Annotated in this window: 18 protein-coding genes and 1 pseudogene; 13 read left to right on the top strand and 6 right to left on the bottom strand. The window is 44.2% G+C overall.

Annotated features, from left to right (window positions below; translation table 11 throughout):
- The first annotated feature begins 9 nt into the window (after positions 1-9).
- The 5 genes from M3M36_RS02950 to M3M36_RS02930 all read left to right on the top strand — a co-directional run bounded on the left by M3M36_RS02950 (position 10) and on the right by M3M36_RS02930 (position 3,793).
- Positions 10-831 carry an energy-coupling factor transporter ATPase gene (locus tag M3M36_RS02950; protein ID WP_252774353.1) on the top strand — a complete coding sequence of 274 codons (822 nt, stop codon included), beginning with the start codon at positions 10-12 and terminating at the stop codon, positions 829-831.
- Positions 807-1,706, top strand: a complete 900-nt coding sequence (locus tag M3M36_RS02945) for an energy-coupling factor transporter ATPase (RefSeq protein WP_252774352.1) — start codon at positions 807-809, stop codon at positions 1,704-1,706. The genes M3M36_RS02950 and M3M36_RS02945 overlap by 25 nt, the downstream gene beginning before the upstream one ends.
- Positions 1,699-2,499 (top strand): energy-coupling factor transporter transmembrane component T family protein, encoded by an 801-nt coding sequence (locus M3M36_RS02940; RefSeq protein WP_252774351.1) that lies wholly within the window; start codon positions 1,699-1,701, stop codon positions 2,497-2,499. Before M3M36_RS02945 ends, M3M36_RS02940 begins: the two co-directional genes overlap by 8 nt.
- 27 nt (positions 2,500-2,526) lie before the next feature.
- Positions 2,527-3,300 (top strand): tRNA pseudouridine(38-40) synthase TruA, encoded by a 774-nt coding sequence (truA, locus tag M3M36_RS02935; RefSeq protein ID WP_252774350.1) that lies wholly within the window; start codon positions 2,527-2,529, stop codon positions 3,298-3,300.
- An 85-nt stretch (positions 3,301-3,385) separates the two neighbouring features.
- Positions 3,386-3,793, top strand: a complete 408-nt coding sequence (locus tag M3M36_RS02930) for a pyridoxamine 5'-phosphate oxidase family protein (RefSeq protein WP_252774349.1) — start codon at positions 3,386-3,388, stop codon at positions 3,791-3,793.
- A 341-nt stretch (positions 3,794-4,134) separates the two neighbouring features.
- Here the strand turns inward: M3M36_RS02930 and M3M36_RS02925 are convergent, their stop codons facing one another.
- The gene (locus M3M36_RS02925) at positions 4,135-4,368 is read right to left on the bottom strand and encodes a hypothetical protein (RefSeq protein WP_252774348.1); all 234 of its coding nucleotides are present in this window, start codon (positions 4,366-4,368) and stop codon (positions 4,135-4,137) included.
- Between the two features lie 308 nt (positions 4,369-4,676).
- On the opposite strand from M3M36_RS02925, the gene rplM reads away from it, so the two are divergent.
- Together rplM and rpsI are read left to right on the top strand one after the other, a co-directional pair.
- The gene (gene rplM, locus M3M36_RS02920) at positions 4,677-5,120 is read left to right on the top strand and encodes a 50S ribosomal protein L13 (protein WP_059393906.1); all 444 of its coding nucleotides are present in this window, start codon (positions 4,677-4,679) and stop codon (positions 5,118-5,120) included.
- An 18-nt stretch (positions 5,121-5,138) separates the two neighbouring features.
- Entirely contained in the window at positions 5,139-5,534 is a 396-nt protein-coding gene (gene rpsI, locus M3M36_RS02915; RefSeq protein WP_059393905.1) for a 30S ribosomal protein S9, read from the top strand.
- A gap of 756 nt (positions 5,535-6,290) precedes the next feature.
- On the opposite strand, the gene M3M36_RS02910 is transcribed toward rpsI, so the two are convergent.
- Both M3M36_RS02910 and M3M36_RS02905 read right to left on the bottom strand, forming a co-directional pair.
- Positions 6,291-6,887 (bottom strand): MFS transporter, encoded by a 597-nt coding sequence (locus M3M36_RS02910; RefSeq protein WP_252774347.1) that lies wholly within the window; start codon positions 6,885-6,887, stop codon positions 6,291-6,293.
- Between the two features lie 640 nt (positions 6,888-7,527).
- Positions 7,528-9,495: an ABC transporter ATP-binding protein/permease gene (locus M3M36_RS02905; protein ID WP_252774346.1), complete on the bottom strand. Its 1,968-nt coding sequence runs from the start codon at positions 9,493-9,495 to the stop codon at positions 7,528-7,530.
- 110 nt (positions 9,496-9,605) lie between these two features.
- On the opposite strand from M3M36_RS02905, the gene M3M36_RS02900 reads away from it, so the two are divergent.
- The 6 genes from M3M36_RS02900 to M3M36_RS02875 all read left to right on the top strand — a co-directional run bounded on the left by M3M36_RS02900 (position 9,606) and on the right by M3M36_RS02875 (position 14,916).
- Positions 9,606-10,205 carry a TetR/AcrR family transcriptional regulator gene (locus tag M3M36_RS02900; RefSeq protein WP_252774345.1) on the top strand — a complete coding sequence of 200 codons (600 nt, stop codon included), beginning with the start codon at positions 9,606-9,608 and terminating at the stop codon, positions 10,203-10,205.
- 382 nt (positions 10,206-10,587) lie between these two features.
- The gene (locus M3M36_RS02895) at positions 10,588-10,899 is read left to right on the top strand and encodes a PadR family transcriptional regulator (protein WP_252774344.1); all 312 of its coding nucleotides are present in this window, start codon (positions 10,588-10,590) and stop codon (positions 10,897-10,899) included.
- A 1-nt stretch (position 10,900) separates the two neighbouring features.
- Complete coding sequence (locus M3M36_RS02890) at positions 10,901-11,458, top strand: DUF1700 domain-containing protein (RefSeq protein WP_252774343.1); 558 nt, start codon at positions 10,901-10,903, stop codon at positions 11,456-11,458.
- Between the two features lie 4 nt (positions 11,459-11,462).
- Entirely contained in the window at positions 11,463-12,155 is a 693-nt protein-coding gene (locus M3M36_RS02885) for a DUF4097 family beta strand repeat-containing protein (RefSeq protein ID WP_252774342.1), read from the top strand.
- Between the two features lie 12 nt (positions 12,156-12,167).
- Entirely contained in the window at positions 12,168-12,917 is a 750-nt protein-coding gene (locus tag M3M36_RS02880; protein WP_252774341.1) for an ABC transporter ATP-binding protein, read from the top strand.
- 1 nt (position 12,918) lies between these two features.
- Positions 12,919-14,916 (top strand): FtsX-like permease family protein, encoded by a 1,998-nt coding sequence (locus M3M36_RS02875; protein ID WP_252774340.1) that lies wholly within the window; start codon positions 12,919-12,921, stop codon positions 14,914-14,916.
- A gap of 120 nt (positions 14,917-15,036) precedes the next feature.
- Here M3M36_RS02875 and M3M36_RS02870 read toward each other — a convergent pair whose 3' ends face one another.
- The 3 genes and pseudogenes from M3M36_RS02870 to M3M36_RS02860 form a co-directional block, all read right to left on the bottom strand.
- Positions 15,037-15,858, bottom strand: a complete 822-nt coding sequence (locus M3M36_RS02870) for an undecaprenyl-diphosphate phosphatase (protein ID WP_252774339.1) — start codon at positions 15,856-15,858, stop codon at positions 15,037-15,039.
- Positions 15,859-16,388: 530 nt separating this feature from the next.
- Positions 16,389-17,775: pseudogene (locus M3M36_RS02865) on the bottom strand (amino acid permease).
- Positions 17,776-18,179: 404 nt separating this feature from the next.
- Positions 18,180-19,346, bottom strand: a complete 1,167-nt coding sequence (locus tag M3M36_RS02860) for an acetylornithine transaminase (protein ID WP_252774338.1) — start codon at positions 19,344-19,346, stop codon at positions 18,180-18,182.
- Positions 19,347-19,384 lie beyond the last annotated feature (38 nt).

Below are 19,384 nucleotides of genomic sequence, written 5' to 3'. Positions count from 1 at the left end.
ATGTTGATAATGAAAAATGCAATAACAATTAACAATTTGACTTATGGGTACCCAGACCAGGACCCACTCTTTCATGGCTTTGACCTTGCAGTGCAAGAGGGGCAGTGGCTGTCGATTGTCGGCCATAATGGATCAGGAAAATCAACGCTTGCCAAGCTCATCCTGGGCCTATTAGAAGCCAACAGTGGTATAATTAGAGTCTTTGACCAGGAACTGACAGTTGCAACACTGGCGGAAGTCCGTGAACAGGTGGGAATGGTTTTCCAAAACCCGGATAACCAGTTTGTCGGTGCTACTGTTGCCGACGATGTTGCTTTTGGTTTGGAAAACCGTCAGGTACCGTCTGAAGAGATGCCAGCAATGATCGAAGCAGCCCTGAAACAGGTGGGGATGGCTGATTTTGCTGACCGAGAACCACACACGCTCTCGGGTGGACAAAAGCAACGAGTCGCTCTGGCATCCGTCCTGGCCCTTAAACCAAAGGTGATTATCTTAGATGAGGCAACGGCTATGCTCGATCCAGCTGGCAAGAGTGCTGTTTTGCAGACTTTAAAGGATCTGAAACACCATCACCAGGACCAACTGACGCTCATTGTTATCACTCATGACATGGCGGAGGCCGCCTTGGCGGATCGCTTGGTCGTCATCAATGACGGTCAGTTAGCCTTGGACGACCGACCCCAGGACCTCTTTGTCCAGGGACAGGCACTCAAAGAACTTGGCTTAGACCAGCCGTTTGAGTCTCAACTGGCTCAGGCCCTGCCAAAGCCACCCAACCAGTATTTAACGAAGCAGGAGTTGGCAGCATGGCTATCAACATTGAAGGATTAAGTTTTCACTATGGCGCCGGAAAAAATTCGGAGCAGATTCTAAACGATATTAATTTAACGGTTGAACCCGGTCAGATTACCGCCATTGTTGGTCAAACTGGTTCAGGCAAGTCGACTTTAGTTCAGCATTTGAATGCACTCTTGCTGCCAAGCGGTGGACAAGTTGTCGTTGGTGACCAAGTTGTCACCAGTAAAACCAAGGAAAAGGCATTGGGTCCAGTTCGGGCCCAGGTGGGAATGGTTTTCCAATTTCCGGAAAATCAGCTTTTCGCTAGCACGGTCTTAGAAGATGTCATGTATGGCCCTAAGAATTTTGGCAAGAATGCTGAAGAGGCGGAAATTCTCGCAAAAAAAGCTTTGGTTCAGGTTGGCTTGAAGGAAGAATTTTGGCAACACTCGCCCTTTGATCTTTCAGGTGGACAAATGCGTCGAGTGGCGTTGGCGGGCGTCTTAGCAATGGATCCACAAGCTATGGTTTTTGATGAGCCAGCGGCTGGCCTTGATCCCAAGGGGCAAGAGGAACTTTTGAACTTGCTACGGGATCTGAAGGCCGCCCAGAAGACAGTTGTTTTGATTTCTCACCAGATGGACCAGGTGCTAGCGCTTGCAGACCAAGTAGTCGTGATGCAGGCCGGTCGTGTGGCAGCCATTGAAGCGCCCGACCAGCTTTTTTTGCGTGACCGGCAGTGGTTCTTGGACCATGCTTTGGATTTGCCAGAGCCAGTGGCGTTTGCAAAGTACCTGGAAGACCACGGTTATCATTTTGATTATTTGCCAAAATCAGTGGCCGAATTGGCTGAACAAATCAAGGAACAAGTTGATTGGGATCAGGTCACTGTGCCAAATTCTTTGACTGGAGGTGACCGAGATGAATAACCTTGTGATTGGTCAATTTATTCCCGGCACAGCTTGGCTTTACCGGGTCGACCCCAGAACCAAAATTTTGGTAACGGTGGTGTATGTCTTTCTCTTAATTTTTGCTAATACCTGGCCGGCCTATGCCCTTGCCACTTTGTTTTTGGCCTTAACACTGGTTTTAACGGGTCAAAGCCTTGGACTTTACTGGCGGGGAATTAAGCCTGTGATATGGTTAATCATCTTTACCGTCTGCCTCCAGCTTTTCTTTACCGGAGGAACACCAGTTTTGTTCCAGTGGCAGTTTTTGAAAATTACGCTGCCGGGCTTGGTTAATGCCCTTTATGTGGTTTTGCGCTTTGTGTTGATTGTTCTGATGTCAACAGCCCTAACGCTGACGACACCGCCAACGGCCATTGCCAGTGCCATCGAGTCGCTCTTAAAGCCCTTAAAAGTGATTAAGGTACCAGTTGCTGAACTGGCCTTGATGCTTTCAATCGCCTTACGCTTTGTGCCATTGCTGATGCTGGAAACGGATAAGGTGATGAAGGCACAAAAGTCGCGGGGGATGTCACTGTCCACTGGGTCACTGATCAAGCGGTCAAAGGCCGTTTTGCCCCTGTTGATTCCACTCTTTATCGGAGCCTTACAGCGGGCACTGGACTTAGCCAACGCCATGGAAGTTCGTGGTTTTGAATCTGCGGATAATCGGACCCGTTATCGGGTCTTATCCTTTAGTAAGCAGGATTTATTGGCTGTTTTGGCGACCGGACTGTTTGTCCTTCTTTTTATCGGATTACTATGGATCAATTAAATAAAACTAGCAAGAAGGGAGCCGCCGATGCCGCGTTATCGTGCGATTGTCGCTTACGACGGGTCTGATTTTTTAGGCTTTCAAGTACAAAGTAAAAATGGGGTGGAACGCCACCGTACTGTTCAGGGAGAATTAATCAAGGCCGTTAATCAGATGGGCAAGAACCCCGTTGAACGGATTAAGGTTGTCGGGGCCTCACGAACCGATACCGGCGTTCACGCCAATGGTCAGGTCGTTCACTTCGATCTGCCTTTTAATATCCCGGGAGCAGGCGTTCGCAAGGGCTTGAATACCATCTTACCTAGAGATATTTTAATCAAGCAGGTGGACCAGGTTTCAGATGACTTTCACGCCCGCTTTGCCTCACATCAGAAGCGCTACTATTATCGGGTTTCGACTCAGGACTATGTCGATCCTTTTAAGCGGCGTTATACTGGCCACTTTCACTGGCATTTGGACCCCAAACGAATTGAGCAGGCTCTGCCTGATTTAATTGGCGAACATGACTTTGCCACCTTTGCTGCTTCTGGAAATCAAACGACCACAACCGTTCGAACCATCACTAGAGCGGAAATTGAGGTCAAAGAAGATGAGCATGAACTTGTTTTTGTCTTTGAGGGCAACGCCTTCTTGTATAACCAGATTCGCATTATGGTTGGTGTTTTGCTGGAAATCGGCACTGGCCGCCGGCCTGTTGATGCTATTCCAGCGTTGATTGCTGCCAAAGACCGGGAACAGGCACGTTACACGGCACCAGCGGCTGGTTTATATTTGGATGAAGTAGCGTATAATAGTTTGTGAGTTCGGATAATTTTTTCACTTTAAAAATCAGCTTACACTTTTTATTAGCTGATTAAGTGCTGGTAGTCGACACACGGAGGTTAACATGACATTATTTGAGGAATATATTCAGGCAGCTCGGGGTTTGATTTTTGTGGCAACGGCCAAAGATGATCAACCAAGCTTGCGGATTATGGGCTTTGCGGCTGATCCAGAACGCCCTAACGTCTGGTACCTGGTTTCACAGCCAGATACGGCAAAGATTGTTGATTTGGACCAGAACGCAAAAGTTGCCATCATGACGCCTTTAAATGAAAACGGGGCTAGAATCGAATCCAACCAAGTAACTATGGTGCGTTCCAAGAAAACTTGGCAGGATGTGCAATCTTACTTCACTAACCCTGTCTTCTCAAAGAACCACCCACATCCTGAAGAAGAAGTGTTGCTGGAGTTAACCTTTAAGTCTGCTCGCTTAGCCGCCTATGCTGGTACTAAAGTGGTGACTTTTGCCTAATTTGAGCGGCTTATAGTTATTCATTAAGTCGTGTAGTGGTCTCAGTAGAGAAGCCCAGGTGAGTAATCGTAAAAAATTTTAATGGCAACAGCAAAAAGCCCCAACCATTATTCATGGTTGGGGCTCCTTTTTATCAGTGCTGCCAGTCAACTGAAAAGTTTAATGAGGAGAAGTAGAGGGTCGTGGCTAGTCCGACGGTTTACTAATGGAAATGACGGGGAGAAGAGTATCAATCTCCAATTTGTCTTTATCAGCAAACCGGGCAGCATTCGGGTAGCCAGCACTTTCGATGATTGAATCTGGATTTTGTCAGTCGTAAAAGCAAACCAATGGCACTCATATTACTCAGCATGTTTGCTTGCGATATCTACCTGCCTCATCAGGATGTATTTAGTACTGATATTTGTAATTGGTGTGCTTGGTTGAGCGAACTTGGTGGGGGCTTGTTGCTGCTGTTGCAGGGTGTTTGGCCCAGCTGAAGCAATGGCAGTGTTACCACCAAGGACGATTAAGCTCATTAAAGCGATAAAAATCCAGAAGGGCTTTGTTTTCCATATATCTCTAAGATGTAGCATACGGATTCCTCCTATAAAGGTACTATAACACGACAATGACTCATTTGTCACATTAAATTAAATATTTTGTAACATAAAAGGGAACATTAGAATTTTTGTGATCCTTTTCTGAAGAAAATGAGTTTGAATAGAACTGATTTTATTGATGGAAAATCAGTAAGAAATTCGGGAAAATAATTGACAGTACAAGCCCTAGTCGCTATAATGGTTATTGGTATTGTTTACCTCACGATAAGCCCCGGAAACTTATTGTAAAAGTTAGGTAAGGAACGACCTAGCATGTAAACAACTAATCAAAGGAGCGCGCCATGCGTACAACATTTTTAGCAAAGCCTAGCGAAATCGAAAAGAAGTGGTACATCATTGATGCCAAGGACGTCGTTTTGGGACGTTTGTCAACAGTAGTTGCTTCTATTTTGCGTGGTAAGAACAAGCCAACTTTCACACCTAACGTTGATATGGGTGACAATGTCATCATCATCAATGCTGGTGAAGTAAAGTTGACTGGTAAGAAGGCAACTGACAAGATTTACTACCATCACTCAAACCACCCAGGTGGATTGAAGGAACGTACTGCCGGTAACTACCGTCAATATGATCCAGAAAAGTTGTTGGAATTGTCAATCAAGGGTATGTTGCCTAAGACATCTTTGGGACGTAAGCAAGGTTTGAACCTGCACGTATACGCTGGAGCAGATCACAACCATGCTGCTCAGAAGCCTGAAGTACTTGACATCAACAAGTTGGTCTAAGAAAGGAGTGCCGATAATATGACTGCAGCAGTACAATATGCCGGAACTGGTCGTCGTAAGAACTCAGTTGCTCGGGTCCGTTTGGTTCCTGGTAACGGTGCCATCACTATGAATGGCAAGTCAATCGAAGACTACATTCCTTTCCCTAACTTGCGTGAAGTTGTTTTGCAACCATTCAACGCTACAGATACATTGGGTAACTATGACGTTTTGGTTAACGTTAATGGTGGTGGTTTCTCTGGTCAAGCCGGAGCCACTCGTCACGGTATCGCCCGTGCATTACTCGTTGTTGACCCAGACTTCCGTCCTGCATTGAAGCAAGCTGGTCTTTTGACCCGTGATGCTCGTATGAAGGAACGTAAGAAGCCAGGTTTGAAGAAGGCCCGTAAGGCTTCACAATTCTCAAAGCGTTAATCTTGACATTATCGTTTTACGAGAAAAATGGAAAAGCACCAACCGATTGTGGTTGGTGCTTTTTTTGTGCCCTACATGTGACAGTTGGTTTCTTTGAAACGAAAGCAATTACCGGTGATAGTTTCTGTTATTTTTGCAGCCGGGGACCGGTTCTTTTCTGAATCAAAATAATAACGCTTATTGAGACAACCATCGATAATAAAAGGATTGGTAATTTTCCAAAAATGGGGTAACCGCCAACTAAAATAATACTTCCGATTGGGGCTGCAACCGTTAACACACTATTTAATACGCCTAATATGATACTGAGGGACTTAGAATCACTATTTTTCATTAACAGTGCATATAATTTAGGATTCACCTTTCCCGTGATATACGTAATAGAAAAAGCTACTATTAAGATTAGTATGATATTGAGATTTAATAATAGGACAACGTAGAGCAAGAAGAGGATGCTTGAAGCCAGGGTAATTAACGTTTTAATGCTGGCCTTTTTGAGGATGTCGTTAACGGTAATTGACCCTAAAATACTACCTAAAACAAAGGTGATGTTGATTAGTAAAATAGTTGTACCAAAATGAAATGGAGAAACCGTAGGATTGTCTAAGATATATAAGTTTAAAATACCATCAATACTAGTGCCTAAGGCATTAACTAAAATAATCGATAATAAAATGTTAAAAATTGGAACTGCGGTTATATCGGAAAATAAATGAAGTACCGTCCGAATTTTAATTTTGTGATCATTACCATCTGCTACATTTTTTCTTCATATGTTAGATCATGACGATGGATAAATAAAATACAGGCAGAAATCAGTAAAGTGACGGCATTAATGATACTCCCTACCACGTAGTTATGGGTCGCCATCATATAACTAACGCCAATTCCTTGACCAACCGGCTCCATGATTAAGGAAATACTCTGGTACAAGCCTAGCGCCTGTTGCTGATTTTCTCCAGCAACCTTATTTTGAATAATTGGCATTTTCATCAAGCTAATGACGACTCCAATAATATCCGACAATAGATTAACGATGATGGCGGAGGCAATATATTGGTCCGTCGTAAAAAATAGAACAGCTAGTATTCCGAAAAATAGACTTTGAGTTAAGGTCAGAAGGATAACCCACTTGGTCTTATTTTTGATACTGCTTGAAATTTTGCCAAGAAAAATAGAAGTAATTCCAGGTAGGACTGTTGCGATTGATACTACTGAAACCCAAAAAGATGGCATTTTGGTATTTTTGGCCATTAGTAGCAGAACAATATTAAAGAAGCTAATGCCAATAACTTGGAAAAATGTACTTAGACTTAATCCTCGAAATGCTTGATTGCGTAATAAATTAATCATGATTGATACCTCACTTTGATTGATAATGTTTGGTGCAGTGTGGATTTGAATAAACCATGTCTTGAGCGAGAATAAGTGTGAGTGTCCGAGTTATTACGAGTTAGTTTTTTGTTGTACTTTTTCCATTTGAAAATCCAAAACCTATTTTTCATTCTAGCTTCTCCCCTTGATTAAAATCTTTCTATTATTTTATCATTTAATTATAATAAAAAGATAAGGGAAATTGATTTTAAAACCAACGAGCTTGAAATACTCAAGCTAAAAATGATGGGATTTGAGGAGTATCTTGCGATCCTAGCGTCCAACAAAAAGTAATTTTTAAGTTTTATTATAAACACGTTGCTAACCAAATTTAGGGTTCAATGCCATCGACTCTTTTCGCTGTTATATTGTGTTTTTTGATATTGAAAGGATTCTTTAGGATTACTTCGCTTGATAAACTTGGTCTGTAGACGTATTAATAATTCTCTGCAACAATTGATGTTTTTTGAGAACTGGAAGCGAGTCTACTAATAACATTAGGGCCGTTCCGGCAATAGCCGAGACCCTCCATTCCTGCATTTGCCATCATAAAAACCCCAGAACTGTGCTGCAATTCTGAGGTTCATTATTATTTATTAATTCATTCCATGAGGAAAGCTTAGTCAGCTGATAAGGCATCGATTGGGTTCAACTTAGAAGCTCGACGGGCTGGTAGCATAGCAGCCAACAATGAAATCAAGATTGCTAAGACGAAGGCTGTTGTGACATTACCGGCAGTAATCTGAACGAAGGCGTAATCTGCAGTCCCCTTCAAGGCAGCGTTGATACCGGCTTCGACCAAGAAGGCCAAACCAGTGGCAAAGATTGCTGAAATCAGGCCAGTGATTAATGATTCAGTAATGAACAACCATTGGATGTCACCCTTTGATTCACCAATGGCACGCAGAATACCGATTTCCTTAGTTCGAGCTGAAACCGACATGTACATCGTGACGATAATCATCAATGCTGAAACAATTAATGAAATACCAGCGATAGTGGCCAAAACGTTGGTTGCTAAGTTAACGTAAGTCTGAGCTTGATCAATGATACTCATAACGGAAGAAGTTTTGTAAAGACGGTTAGAAGAGCTGTCCTTGATTTGATCAATCTTCTTCGTAGTTGCCTTAACGTTGTCCATATTATCAACCTTCAAGTTCAATGACGTTGGGGCAGTTGATAGGCCAGACTTTTCCATTGCAGCTTGTATGGTTTGTGTGCTGGTTAATCCTTGTGCGATACCTTGGCTGTTAGCCTTTGTCACACCGGCAATTTTAGCAGTGAATGTCACTGGAGTAGCCGACTGTCCGTTTTGGACTTGGTAAGTCATCGTGACTTCCTTACCGATAGCATCCTTATAGTTACTAAAACCAAGGCGCTTTGTCACGGTTGTTTCGTCTAAGAGCACTTCATTTTCCTTCGGTGCATTACCGGCTTTGATTGAGTCGGTCGTATCTTCTGAAGTCCAGTTGGTCAATGAAGTAACCGTTGCTGATTTACCGTTATAAGTTGTATTGACGTTGGTAGCGCTATAAGAGTTTTCAACCTTTGACACATGTGAAGTGTCTTTGATTTGCTTAATTTGGTCGGCGGTAAAGGCTTGCTTGCTACCACCGCCAAGTAGGACGGCAGCATTTGATTCACCATCGGTCTCCTTGCTATAGCGGGAGACGGTTACCGACTGTGGGTTGGCTACCTTGGCAATTTGATCACCAATATAGCCGGAAATTCCATTTCCAAGACCTGAGAATAGGACTACGGCAAACAAGCCGATCGCTGTTCCCAAGATAATTAATGAATTATGCTTGATGTTGTACTTAAAATGTTTAGCAGCAGTTCGGATGCTGGCCATCAAAGGTAATGGACGGGAACCAAGCATTTCTTTATCGGTTGTTGCAAAGGCAGGCTTGAGACGCTCGTCGGATTCGATTTGACCATCGGCCAAACGCACAATTCGTGTTCCGGCATCGGCAACTGCCTGCGAGTGGGTAACGGTAATGACCAAACGACCTTCTTTGGCGATGTCGTTTAACAATTCCAGTACTTCGGTTGTGTTTTCGGCATCTAAGGCTCCGGTCGGTTCATCGGCAATAATGACCTTAGGGTCGGAAGCTAATGCACGGGCGATGGCGACACGTTGCTTTTGGCCACCAGATAGCTGGTTTGGATACTTTTTGATTTGTTTTTCCAAACCAACCTTTTGCAAAAGTTCCTTGGCTCGGCTTTCGCGTTCCTTCTTGTTTAACGTCGTCATGTCTAATGAAACTAAGACGTTGTCTAAGACGGATAGGTGTGAAACCAGGTTATAAGACTGGTAAATGTAGCCAATCGTTTCCCGACGGTAACGATCTAATTCCTTTTCTTGCTTGTGGTCTAGCAACTTGCCCTTGACCAAAACTTCACCAGAGAAGTTACGGTCAAGCCCACCAATAATGTTCATCAGTGTTGACTTACCACCACCGGATTCACCCAGGATGGAAACGAAGTCGCCAAGATCGAAGTTTAAATCGATGCCTTTGAGAACGGGAAATTCTTCCTTCCCGAGGAAATAGGATTTCCTAATGTTCTTTAATTCTAAATATGCCATACGTGTCCTTTCACAATAAACTTTAATATTGTTAAGTCATATTAAACCTTTTATTGAAAATAAAGTCAACCTATAATAAAATAAATTATCGACCAAGGAGACAAAACCCTGTGAAAAGAGAAGAATTAAAACAATTAAACCGGCAGAAGATCTTAGCTGCCGCCACAGAACTGATGACACATCAGGGGATTCGGGCAACTAGTATGAAGGACGTTAGCTCAAAAGCAGATATTTCAATTGTCACCATGTATAAGTACTTTCCGACCAAAGAGGAGCTAACCGAACAAGTTGTTTTGGACTTTTACCATAAACGATTTGAGCCGATTGTCATGATGGCAGAAGGCCCAGAGACGAACTTTGCCAAAATTATTAATGCTTTTAAACAGGAGCAGGAAGAGTGTGAAGAGCTCTTAGGTGAGAATATTTTTGTTGAATTTCAACGGGTGATTAAGCATTCCAGGATTGTTTATGATTACTTATATAATACGCAAATGTCCTTGATATCGACCCTGATTAAAAAGGGACGAGCAAGTGGTGAAATTAATACGCCGGCTAGTGATAACATAATGTTGATGGTGATTTCGTGGGCCTTTACCTATCTGGCCGAGATGGAAGAAGATCTCAGTAAGGAAGAAATTGAGGGCCTTCAATTGTTTTTGCAGTATGGGGCGTTGGGCCGACCAAAGGATTGGAAAAATCCGTTAGGATAAGATCAAACAATCCTATAATTTTTTATTGAATGGCGATGATTCAAAATCAGAATAGGATGTGGACAGCTTCTTGATCATGGCTGTGTATTTTGGCCTGACCTGTTGCCTTGGATTGTCATCGACAGGAACAGTTTTATCAGTACGATATAAAAGTCAGATAATTGTTTGTTGAATTATCTTTCTTGCTAGTAGTCAACACCGTTATTAATGGTGTTGGCTTTTTTGTGCTGCCATGATGGTAACGACTGGATTGGCGATACCGGATAAGTGGGGATTGACATGACAGTTTTTTCTTTAAAATTAAAAAATACGGGTTTCAAGAGGGTTTTATCCTATTTGACAAACTATATCATATGACATATAGTATTAGATGTTAAGGAGTATGATGATGAAAATAAAGATTCCGAATCTAGTTCTCGAGGCGGTTGTTTTACAGACATTGTCCGAAGAAGAACTTTATGGCTACGTAATTACAAAAAAAATACAGGAAGTTATTCCAATTTCTGATTCGACAACCTATCCCATCTTACGACGGCTCGAACAAAAAGGCTTTGTCACCACCCGGTCGGCAATCTTTGATGAACGAACCCGTAAATACTATCAGTTAACGCAAACGGGAGAGGAACAGCTGGCTGACGCTAAAAAAGAGTGGCAGACCTTTGTTGAGCAGGTGAACGGCATTTTGGGAGAGTAATATGAACTATTTAGAAAAATTAGCAGCAGCACTTAAAGGATTACCAACAAAAGAAAAAGACGATATCTTAGAGTATTATCGTGAATATCTTGAGGACGGTGGCTTATCGGATGCAGAGGCGATTAAGAGCCTGGGCCAACCGGAAGAGTTAGCAACAAAAATTAAGACAGATTATTATACCGAGAACGGTGAACAAGTACCGCCTTATGGAACGCAGCACACAACGGCTTATCGGGTTTTGATTTTAGCCTTGATTATTATCACGTTACCACTAACCCTACCATTCTTTGGTGGTATCTTCTTTTCACTCTTTATGCTCATCTTCGTCTTCTCGATTTTGATGTTATTGGCCACGGCGGCTGGTGTCGCCTTCTTTATTTACGGCCTCTTCACATTGTTCCATACTCTTTGGTCGGGACTGTTCTTTACTGGCTTGGGTATCATCTTTATTGGACTGATGTTCCTGGTAATTCCAGGTATTATCTTTGTCACGAAAAAGGTTATTCAGGGAATTGTTGCCCTAAGTCGCTGGCTTGTAGAACTTTGGGAAAGGATTTAGTCTAATGAAAAAATCGTTGAAATTAGGTGTCTTTTTGATGAGTGTGGGGGTAGTGCTCTCAAGTGTTTCCTTTGTCTTAGCCAAGCCCGGGGAAATTGATTTTACCTTGGCGCGCTATTTGACCAGGGTCAAAACGGAAACGCACGATATTAGTCCAGACAAGACCCAGCTGACAAATGACCATATTCAAGGAATAAAGGTCAACACGAATAGCTTTGATATCGTGGTTAAAAGCGGTGACAACTATGCTGTCCAGGAACTTGATTCTGCTGGTCAGCCATTATTTGAGTCGAAGGTTGAAAATCAGCAGTTGGTTGTGAGTCAAAAATCAGGAAGAAACAGGATTTTCCAATCAGGTGAAACACGATTAGAGATTACTATCCCAGAGAATGCGAATTTACAAAAACTGACGATCCAAACTGAAAATGGTGATATTCAGTTAACAGGCATCAACGTTAATCAAGTGCAAGTAAGGAATACAAATGGTGACATTACATTGCAGCAAGTGACAGTTACCGGCGGTGGTAAAGTCACCAACGAAAATGGCGATATTGAAGTTGAGCAAAGTCAGTTGCCAATCGTTGAGGCCGAAACGAAGTCCGGCGCGCTTTCAATGAAACGGGCTTACCATGTCGGTTACGGCGCTGGTGCTAATTTGCATTTGCTGAATCAGTCCGGCGATATTGATTTGAACTAAAGGAGAAGAACAATGGCATTACTAGAACTAACCCACGTACAGAAGTCCTATTCGGATAGCCAAAACAAGCGGGTCTTACAAGATATTTCACTGACCATCAATCAAGGGGACTATGTTGCAATCATGGGCGAGTCCGGTGCTGGTAAGACGACACTGTTAAACATTATGGCCACCCTTGATAACCCAATCGAGGGTTCCATTAAGCTCAATGGGGTGGAAACCACTGATTTATCAGACGGAAAGAAGGCGGTTTTCCGGCGCGAAAATCTCGGCTTTATCTTCCAGTCTTTTGATCTTTTGGACATTTTCAACAACCGCGACAACATCTATTTGCCATTGGTTTTGACTAAGGCCCCTAAGGCCGAAATGGATAGCCGCTTGAACGAATTGGCCCCACGTTTGGGGATTCAAGAACTTTTGGATAAGTATCCCAGTCAGATTTCTGGTGGACAGCGGCAACGAGTCACCGCTGCTCGTGCTTTGATTACGCAGCCAGCATTGATTTTGGCCGATGAACCGACAGGAGCCTTGGATTCCAAAACGGCTCAAGAAATGTTGTCGATTTTTCAGGATGTGAATGCAGCGGGACAGACCATCGTGATGGTCACCCATTCATCATTATCCGCATCTTATGCCAAGAAGACCCTCTTTATCAAGGATGGTCGGATTCAAACTGCCTTAGACCGGGGCGAGATGACCCAGGAAGAATACCTGTCAGCCATCTCCAACCAGCTAACGGAGTTGACGAAAGTAGGTGAATAAGATGTTGAGTCTTCGCTTCGCACTGCAGACGCTCAAAAAAGATTTTCGCCATTACGCCCTCTTTATTTTTGCTAACGCCTTCTTGTTGATGGTTAACGCCATGTTCTTTGCCATTCGGAACAACCACAGTATTGCTACTTCCGAATATGGCAAGATTATCAAGGCCGTAATGGTCTTGGGCTTAGTCCTTTCACTTTTGGTCGGGGCAGTCTTTATTTTTTATGCCAATTCCTTTGTCTCCGGTCGGCGCCAACGACAAATTGGGACGCTTTCGATGTTGGGGATGTCGCGCTTTCAAGGTGCCATGGTGGTGGCCTGGCAATCGCTTGGCCTCTGGTTGATCACGACGGTCATTGGCCTGATGGCTTCATTCGGTGCCCTGTTTATTGCCTTTCCCGTGTTAAATCAGTTGGCCGGGGACCAGGATTATCGGGTTTCTTTTGACTGGAATACGGTGGTCACGGTTGGGCTGATTTACGCAGCGTTGTTTTTCCTGATGGCACTGATTGAATGGTTTAAAATTGGTCGAACAAGCTTGATTGATTTAACCAAGTCCGACCAAAAGGTGGCCAAAGAACCAAAGGCGAAGGCCTTCTTGGGCATCATGGGCTTTGTGATCCTAATTGCTGGTTATTGGTTGGCTTTGACCACTAAGCCAAGCTTGAATGCCCTTGTCTCCTTTATCTGGGCGGTCGGCTTGGTGATTGTCGGAACTTATCTGGTGATGATTGTCGGGATTGGCTGGCTCTTAAAGCGCTTGCGTAAGAACCAAAAGTACTACTATCAGGATAAGCATTTTGTGCCCGTTTCGGGACTCTTATTCCGCGTGAAGAATAACGGGGCCGGCCTGGCCACTGTTGCTTTGCTGTTTACAACCATCGTCGTGGCCTTGACGGCAGCGATTTCAATGCAGCAGGTAACTAGCAAATTTGGTCAGTACCTGCCATATGATACAACGATTACGAGCCCACAATCGTTGACAAAGGACCAGTTAAATCAGATCCAGCAAAGCGCCCAAAAGCACAACTTAACTTTGAGCGCTAGTCATGAACTGGAAGCGACTAACGCCATCTTGGTAAAGGTTAGTGGCGGGGGTCGAATCAGCCTCTTTACTGGAACGGGGGATGTCATGTCTGCTCCTGTATTCCGGGCCATGACGACCGAGAGCTTGAAGAAATGGCAGGGACAGTCTGTTTCATTGGCCAGCGATGAGGTCGGAATCTACGCAACACATCAGCAGCAGGTACCAGCAAAATTGCAAATTGGTGGCCAGACCTACAAGGTGAAGACCATCGACCAATTTACTGCACCTGATTCAACCGCACCATCCGGCCCAAGTTATGATTACTTGGTTGTGAACCAGCAAAGCCAGCTGAACGCCTTCTTAAAGGATGTTCAGGCACCGGCCACGAACGATAGTGGCTTCCAGGTGGAAATCTCGGACATGCCGGATGCGGTGACCCACATCTATGCCTACGATGTGAAGGGCACGAAGAAAAACGAAATTGCTTTTAGCAAGGACTTAAGCGAGATTTTCCAGCAGGCGGGTGGTCAGGTTACGGACCGAGCCGATGCTGTGCAAAGCATCGAAACTGTCTTTGGTAGTTTGGTCTTTGTCGGGGTCTTGACTGCTGTTGTGTTGACCTTTACCACGGTTTTGATTGTTTACTACAAGCAGGTTGCTGAAGGCTTGGTTGACCGACAAAACTTCAATAAGATGCAACGAATTGGTCTCAGCCTGGCGGAAACCAAGCAAATGATTAACCGCCAAATTCGCTTGCTCTTTGGTTTGCCGCTTGTGTTGCTGATTTTGAACGCAGCCTTTGCCTTCCCAATTTTGAAGACGGTCTTCAAAACCTTGGGACTGTTTGACCCAACAATGTTTATCCCAGTCATGGTCACGATGACGGTGATTGTGATCTTGATTTACCTGGTGATTTACTGGCTAACCTCTAAGCGTTACCAACAAATCGTTAACCAGTCAAAGGCTGGTCGATAAGCTGAAAAATCAGTTTCCATATCTCAAGAAGAAAAGACGAACTCAGCTGCAATTGCGGCCAGGTTCGTCTTTTTCTATGCATCAAAAAAGCCCCCTCAGTGGGGACTTTTTTTGATGAAATTACATAAACATCACGGCGAAGACAATCAAACCAACAACGATTCGGTACCAACCGAAGGCCTTGAAATCGTGGGTTTGCACGAACTTCAACAGCCACTTGATAGCGATAACTGCAACAATGAAGGAAACGAAGGTTCCAGTTGCCAAGACGGCCCACTGTTCACCCGTGAAGGTGTTGCCCTTCAGGAGGTATGAACCAACCTTGAGGATTGTGACGCCAACCATGGTTGGAATGGCGAGGAAGAAACTAAATTCGGTGGCCACGTAGCGGCTGGCACCTAAGATAATGGCACCCAAGATGGTTGCCCCTGAACGGCTGGTACCAGGTACGATTGACAAGGCTTGGAACAAACCGATGTAAAGCGCTGTACTGTAACCGATGGTTGCCAGGCTGCTAATTTTAGGGGCCTTGTTCTTGTAGATGTTTTCAATCACAATGAACAAGATACCATAGACAATCAAAGCAGTCGCAACAACGGCTGGCTTGTGCAAGTGCTCATCCATGAAATCGTTTAATGGCAAACCAATCACGATTGATGGGAGGCAAGCAATGATTACCTTGAACCAGAGCACCCAGGTATCCTGGCGTTCCCGCACAGTCTTCTTTGCGCTAAATGGGTTCAGCTTACTGAAGTACAAAATTACAACAGCCATGATGGCACCAAATTGAATCACGTATTCAAACATGTTTTCAAAATCTTTACCCTGGCTGATTTGGACGAATTGGCTAACCAAATCAATGTGCCCAGTCGAACTGACTGGCAAGAACTCTGTTAATCCTTCGACAATACCAATAATAATGGCTTTAAAAATGTCAAGCATAATATCTCCTAGTATTTCTGGAATGCAAAACGCAACCGAATGCCTACAGACATTCGGTTACGGTTTGTAATAACAAACAAGAGCCGCCCGTTTCTCACAAAAGAAGGGTCAGGCGACATCTGGCGGTGCTTTAGCCTTAATAGGTTAGAATTCATCGTCAAAATCAGTTTACCACAAAGCCTGGTGTTCAAACCTGAGTTTTGGATAAACTTAAACAGTTTTTATTAAATGTGCCAAAGCATGACATGAAATCTAGAATCAGTTTTGATTAACAGATAAAGTCAAGAGGGACTTGAACTTAGACTGGAGAAAGAGAGGGAGAGCGGTTGACGGTGATTGCGCTACGGGGACCGGGTTAGGAAAGGCCGGACTGATTTGGACGGCTTGATTCGATTTATTCGGGAATTACCAAGAACGTACCAAAGAGGAGGTTGATAGAATGCACTCATATAAATAGAAGGAAGCTGATTGAAACGCATCAAAAAGTGCCCGTGTTCACACGGGCACTTGAATGAACGAAACACAGCAAATTAAATGGTTGCTACTTCTTGGTTGCGGAAGCGTAAGTAACAGTAACCACCGAAGACGATGACCCAAATGATGGCCCCGGTCGCCGGGATAGCATCGTTTGGATTAGCAAAGAGTGACAAGAAGACGAGAACGAATGCCCCAATGGTGATTGGGCTTGTGTAACGATACCAAGGCATCTTGAAACCATCCGGCATGAATTCCGGTGAAACGCGGAAACGTCGGTGAGCGACCATCGTCAACAAGTAAACCACTAAGTAGAGGTCACTGGCACCACCAGCAACGAACTGGAAAGCATCGTTGATAGATGGGATGGAAGCAATCACCGGTGCAAAGAGTAAGAGCGCACTAGAGAAGAGAATGGCCGGCGTTGGGATACCGGCCTTAGCAATCTTAGCTAAGGGCTTCCAGTCTAATTCACGAGAAAGCTGGTAGAGGTGCCGACCACTAGAGAAAAGGACACTATTCAAGGCTGAGGAAGCAGAAGTCAAAACCACGAAGTTAATCACTGCTGCGGCTGCTGGCAAACCAGCCAACTTGAAGACTTGCACGAATGGACTATTACCGGCGGTAATACTTGTCCAGGGCATGATGGACATGATGATGATCAAAGCGCCGATATAAAACAACAAGACACGGTAAACAGTTTCGTTAATTGCCTTCTTCAACACCTTGCGAGGGTTCTTTGTTTCACCAATAGTGATGCCAACGAATTCCATCCCGGCCATCGCGAAGAAGACCATTGGAATGGAGCCAAGGAAGGCTTTTAAGCCGTTAGGGAAGAGGCTAAAGTTATGGAAAATGTTTCCAAAACTGGCTGTTGCTCCACCGGGACTCTTAAAGCCGGTCATGACCATAAAAATCCCGGTCACAATCAAGGAAATGATGGCAATGATTTTGATCATTGCAAACCAGAATTCCGTTTCACCGAAGGCTCTGGCTGCCAAAATGTTCAGCACAACCAAGGCGGCGAGAAAAGAGATTTCAATTGCAGCCGTATTCCAGGTCGGGAACCAAAACTTGACATAAGTTGCGATGGCAGTCAATTCGGACATTCCAGCAAAAATCAGAGCCAACCAGTAAGTCAAACCGGCAAAGACCCCGGGCCCCTTACCCAAATACTTAGAAATGAAGCCAACGAAGGTGTGTTGGTCGGGTTGTGAATAAAGCATTTCACCGATTGCGCGCATCATAAAGAAAAAGAGCGTGCCCAATACGGCGTAAAGAAGTAAAATTGTCGGGCCTGATTTTGAAATCGTTGAGCCTGCTCCCAAAAAAAAGTCCGGTGCCAATGGTACCGCCGATGGCAATCATTTGCACGTGGCGGTTGCTCAGAGAGCGCTTAGTGCCGTCTTGGTTGATCTCAGTCTCTTGAATAGGTTGTGCCATAAGCATCCTCCTTCTACTTTGAATCATCGATTCAAACGAACAATTATCATAAATCACTAATATAAGTATGTGTTTCACTGTAATTTCGTCTATCATAGGATGAAAAAATTATGGGAAAATATTTTTTGTTAGGAAAGATGACATTTACTCTGGGGTTAGCCAAGGGGCAGTGTTCAGAAAAAAGGCGGAAATTTGGCGTTTTAGCGATTTTATGAAAGAAAAAATGATTCTAAAAAAATTAGTCAAAGAGATAAAAAAGGGGTGATTTTTATCTCGTTTCAAAAATAACTTGACGCTTTTTAGGAAAAATTGAAACCTAATCAGCTAATCAAATCGTGACGGATGAAAATTTTCATCGTTAAGTCTATTCAAAAATTTCCAAAAATAAAAAATGACCATTAAGGTCATTGAACGGCAACGGCTTGGTCAGCAGTGCTCAGTTGTTGAATTGTTTGACCGATTTGATCGATGGCTTGGGCTAAAGCAATTTGATCAACAATCAATGGTGGCAGAAGACGTAGTGTGTTGCCACGGGCAGAAAGGGTTAAGAGACTTTTTTGGTGGAGGGCCTGGATGACTTGGTTAACAGGCAGAGAATCAGCTAAGTGAATACCAACCATTAAACCGGCACCACTGATGCCGGTTACGCCTTCTAACGGACTAAGTTTTTGTTCCAGCTGGTCAAAAAGCCAGTTGCCCTTTGCTTGAACAGTCGCAAGGAAGTCTGGATTCAGCTGCTTAAGCACTGCTTTAGCGGCGGACATCACGACTTTATTGCCACCAAATGTCGTGCCGTGGTCACCTGGTTGGAAGTACTCGGCGATACTTTTTTTAGCGAGCAGGGCTCCAACCGGCAAACCGTTGGCCAGTCCCTTGGCAACGGTTATCATGTCTGGTTCCAAACCGTCGTGTTCAAAGGCAAAACGGTAACCAGTCCGACCCATGCCACTTTGCACTTCGTCAATGATGAAAAGAGTACCGGTTGCATGGCATTTGTCTTGGACTTGGTGGAGCCAGTCGGCCTGCCCAACATTAACCCCACCTTCACCCTGGATGACTTCCAGAATCACGGCAGCAGTGTCTTCGGTAATCGCAGCGAGGGCAGTTGAATCATTAAAAGGCACCATCTTAACTGCTGGCATCAGCGGTGCAAAACCTTCCTGGATGTGGGGATAACCAGTAACAGACAAGGAACCGGTGGTCCGGCCATGGAAACCATAGTTAAAGGCCAGGAGTTCGTGCTTGCCAGTCGCCTTGTGGGCTAACTTAATCGCAGCCTCGTTGGCCTCGGTCCCTGAGTTACAGAAGAAGGCCTGGTAACCATCTGGACAGAGGTCTTTTGCAACTTCTTCTGCGAGCTGGTTTTGGTATAAGTTGGAAATATGCCAGACCTTTTCCACTTGGTCGGCCACGGCCTGTTTAATTTGTTGATTGCTGTAACCAAAGTTACAGACACCGATACCGGCAGTCAGGTCGAGGTATTCCTTTCCCTGGTCATCGATTAGATACGAATCGTGTCCAGCCACGATGTCAAAGGGGAATTGGTCGTAAGTGTGCATGGTGGTCGTCATGGTAAAGCCTCCTATTGGTTCTACTGTCTGTTTTAGGA

Origin of the sequence: Fructobacillus americanaquae (assembly GCF_024029775.1) — a bacterium.
GTDB classification, from domain to species: domain Bacteria; phylum Bacillota; class Bacilli; order Lactobacillales; family Lactobacillaceae; genus Fructobacillus; species Fructobacillus americanaquae.
This window is presented reverse-complemented; position numbering and strand designations above follow the sequence as displayed.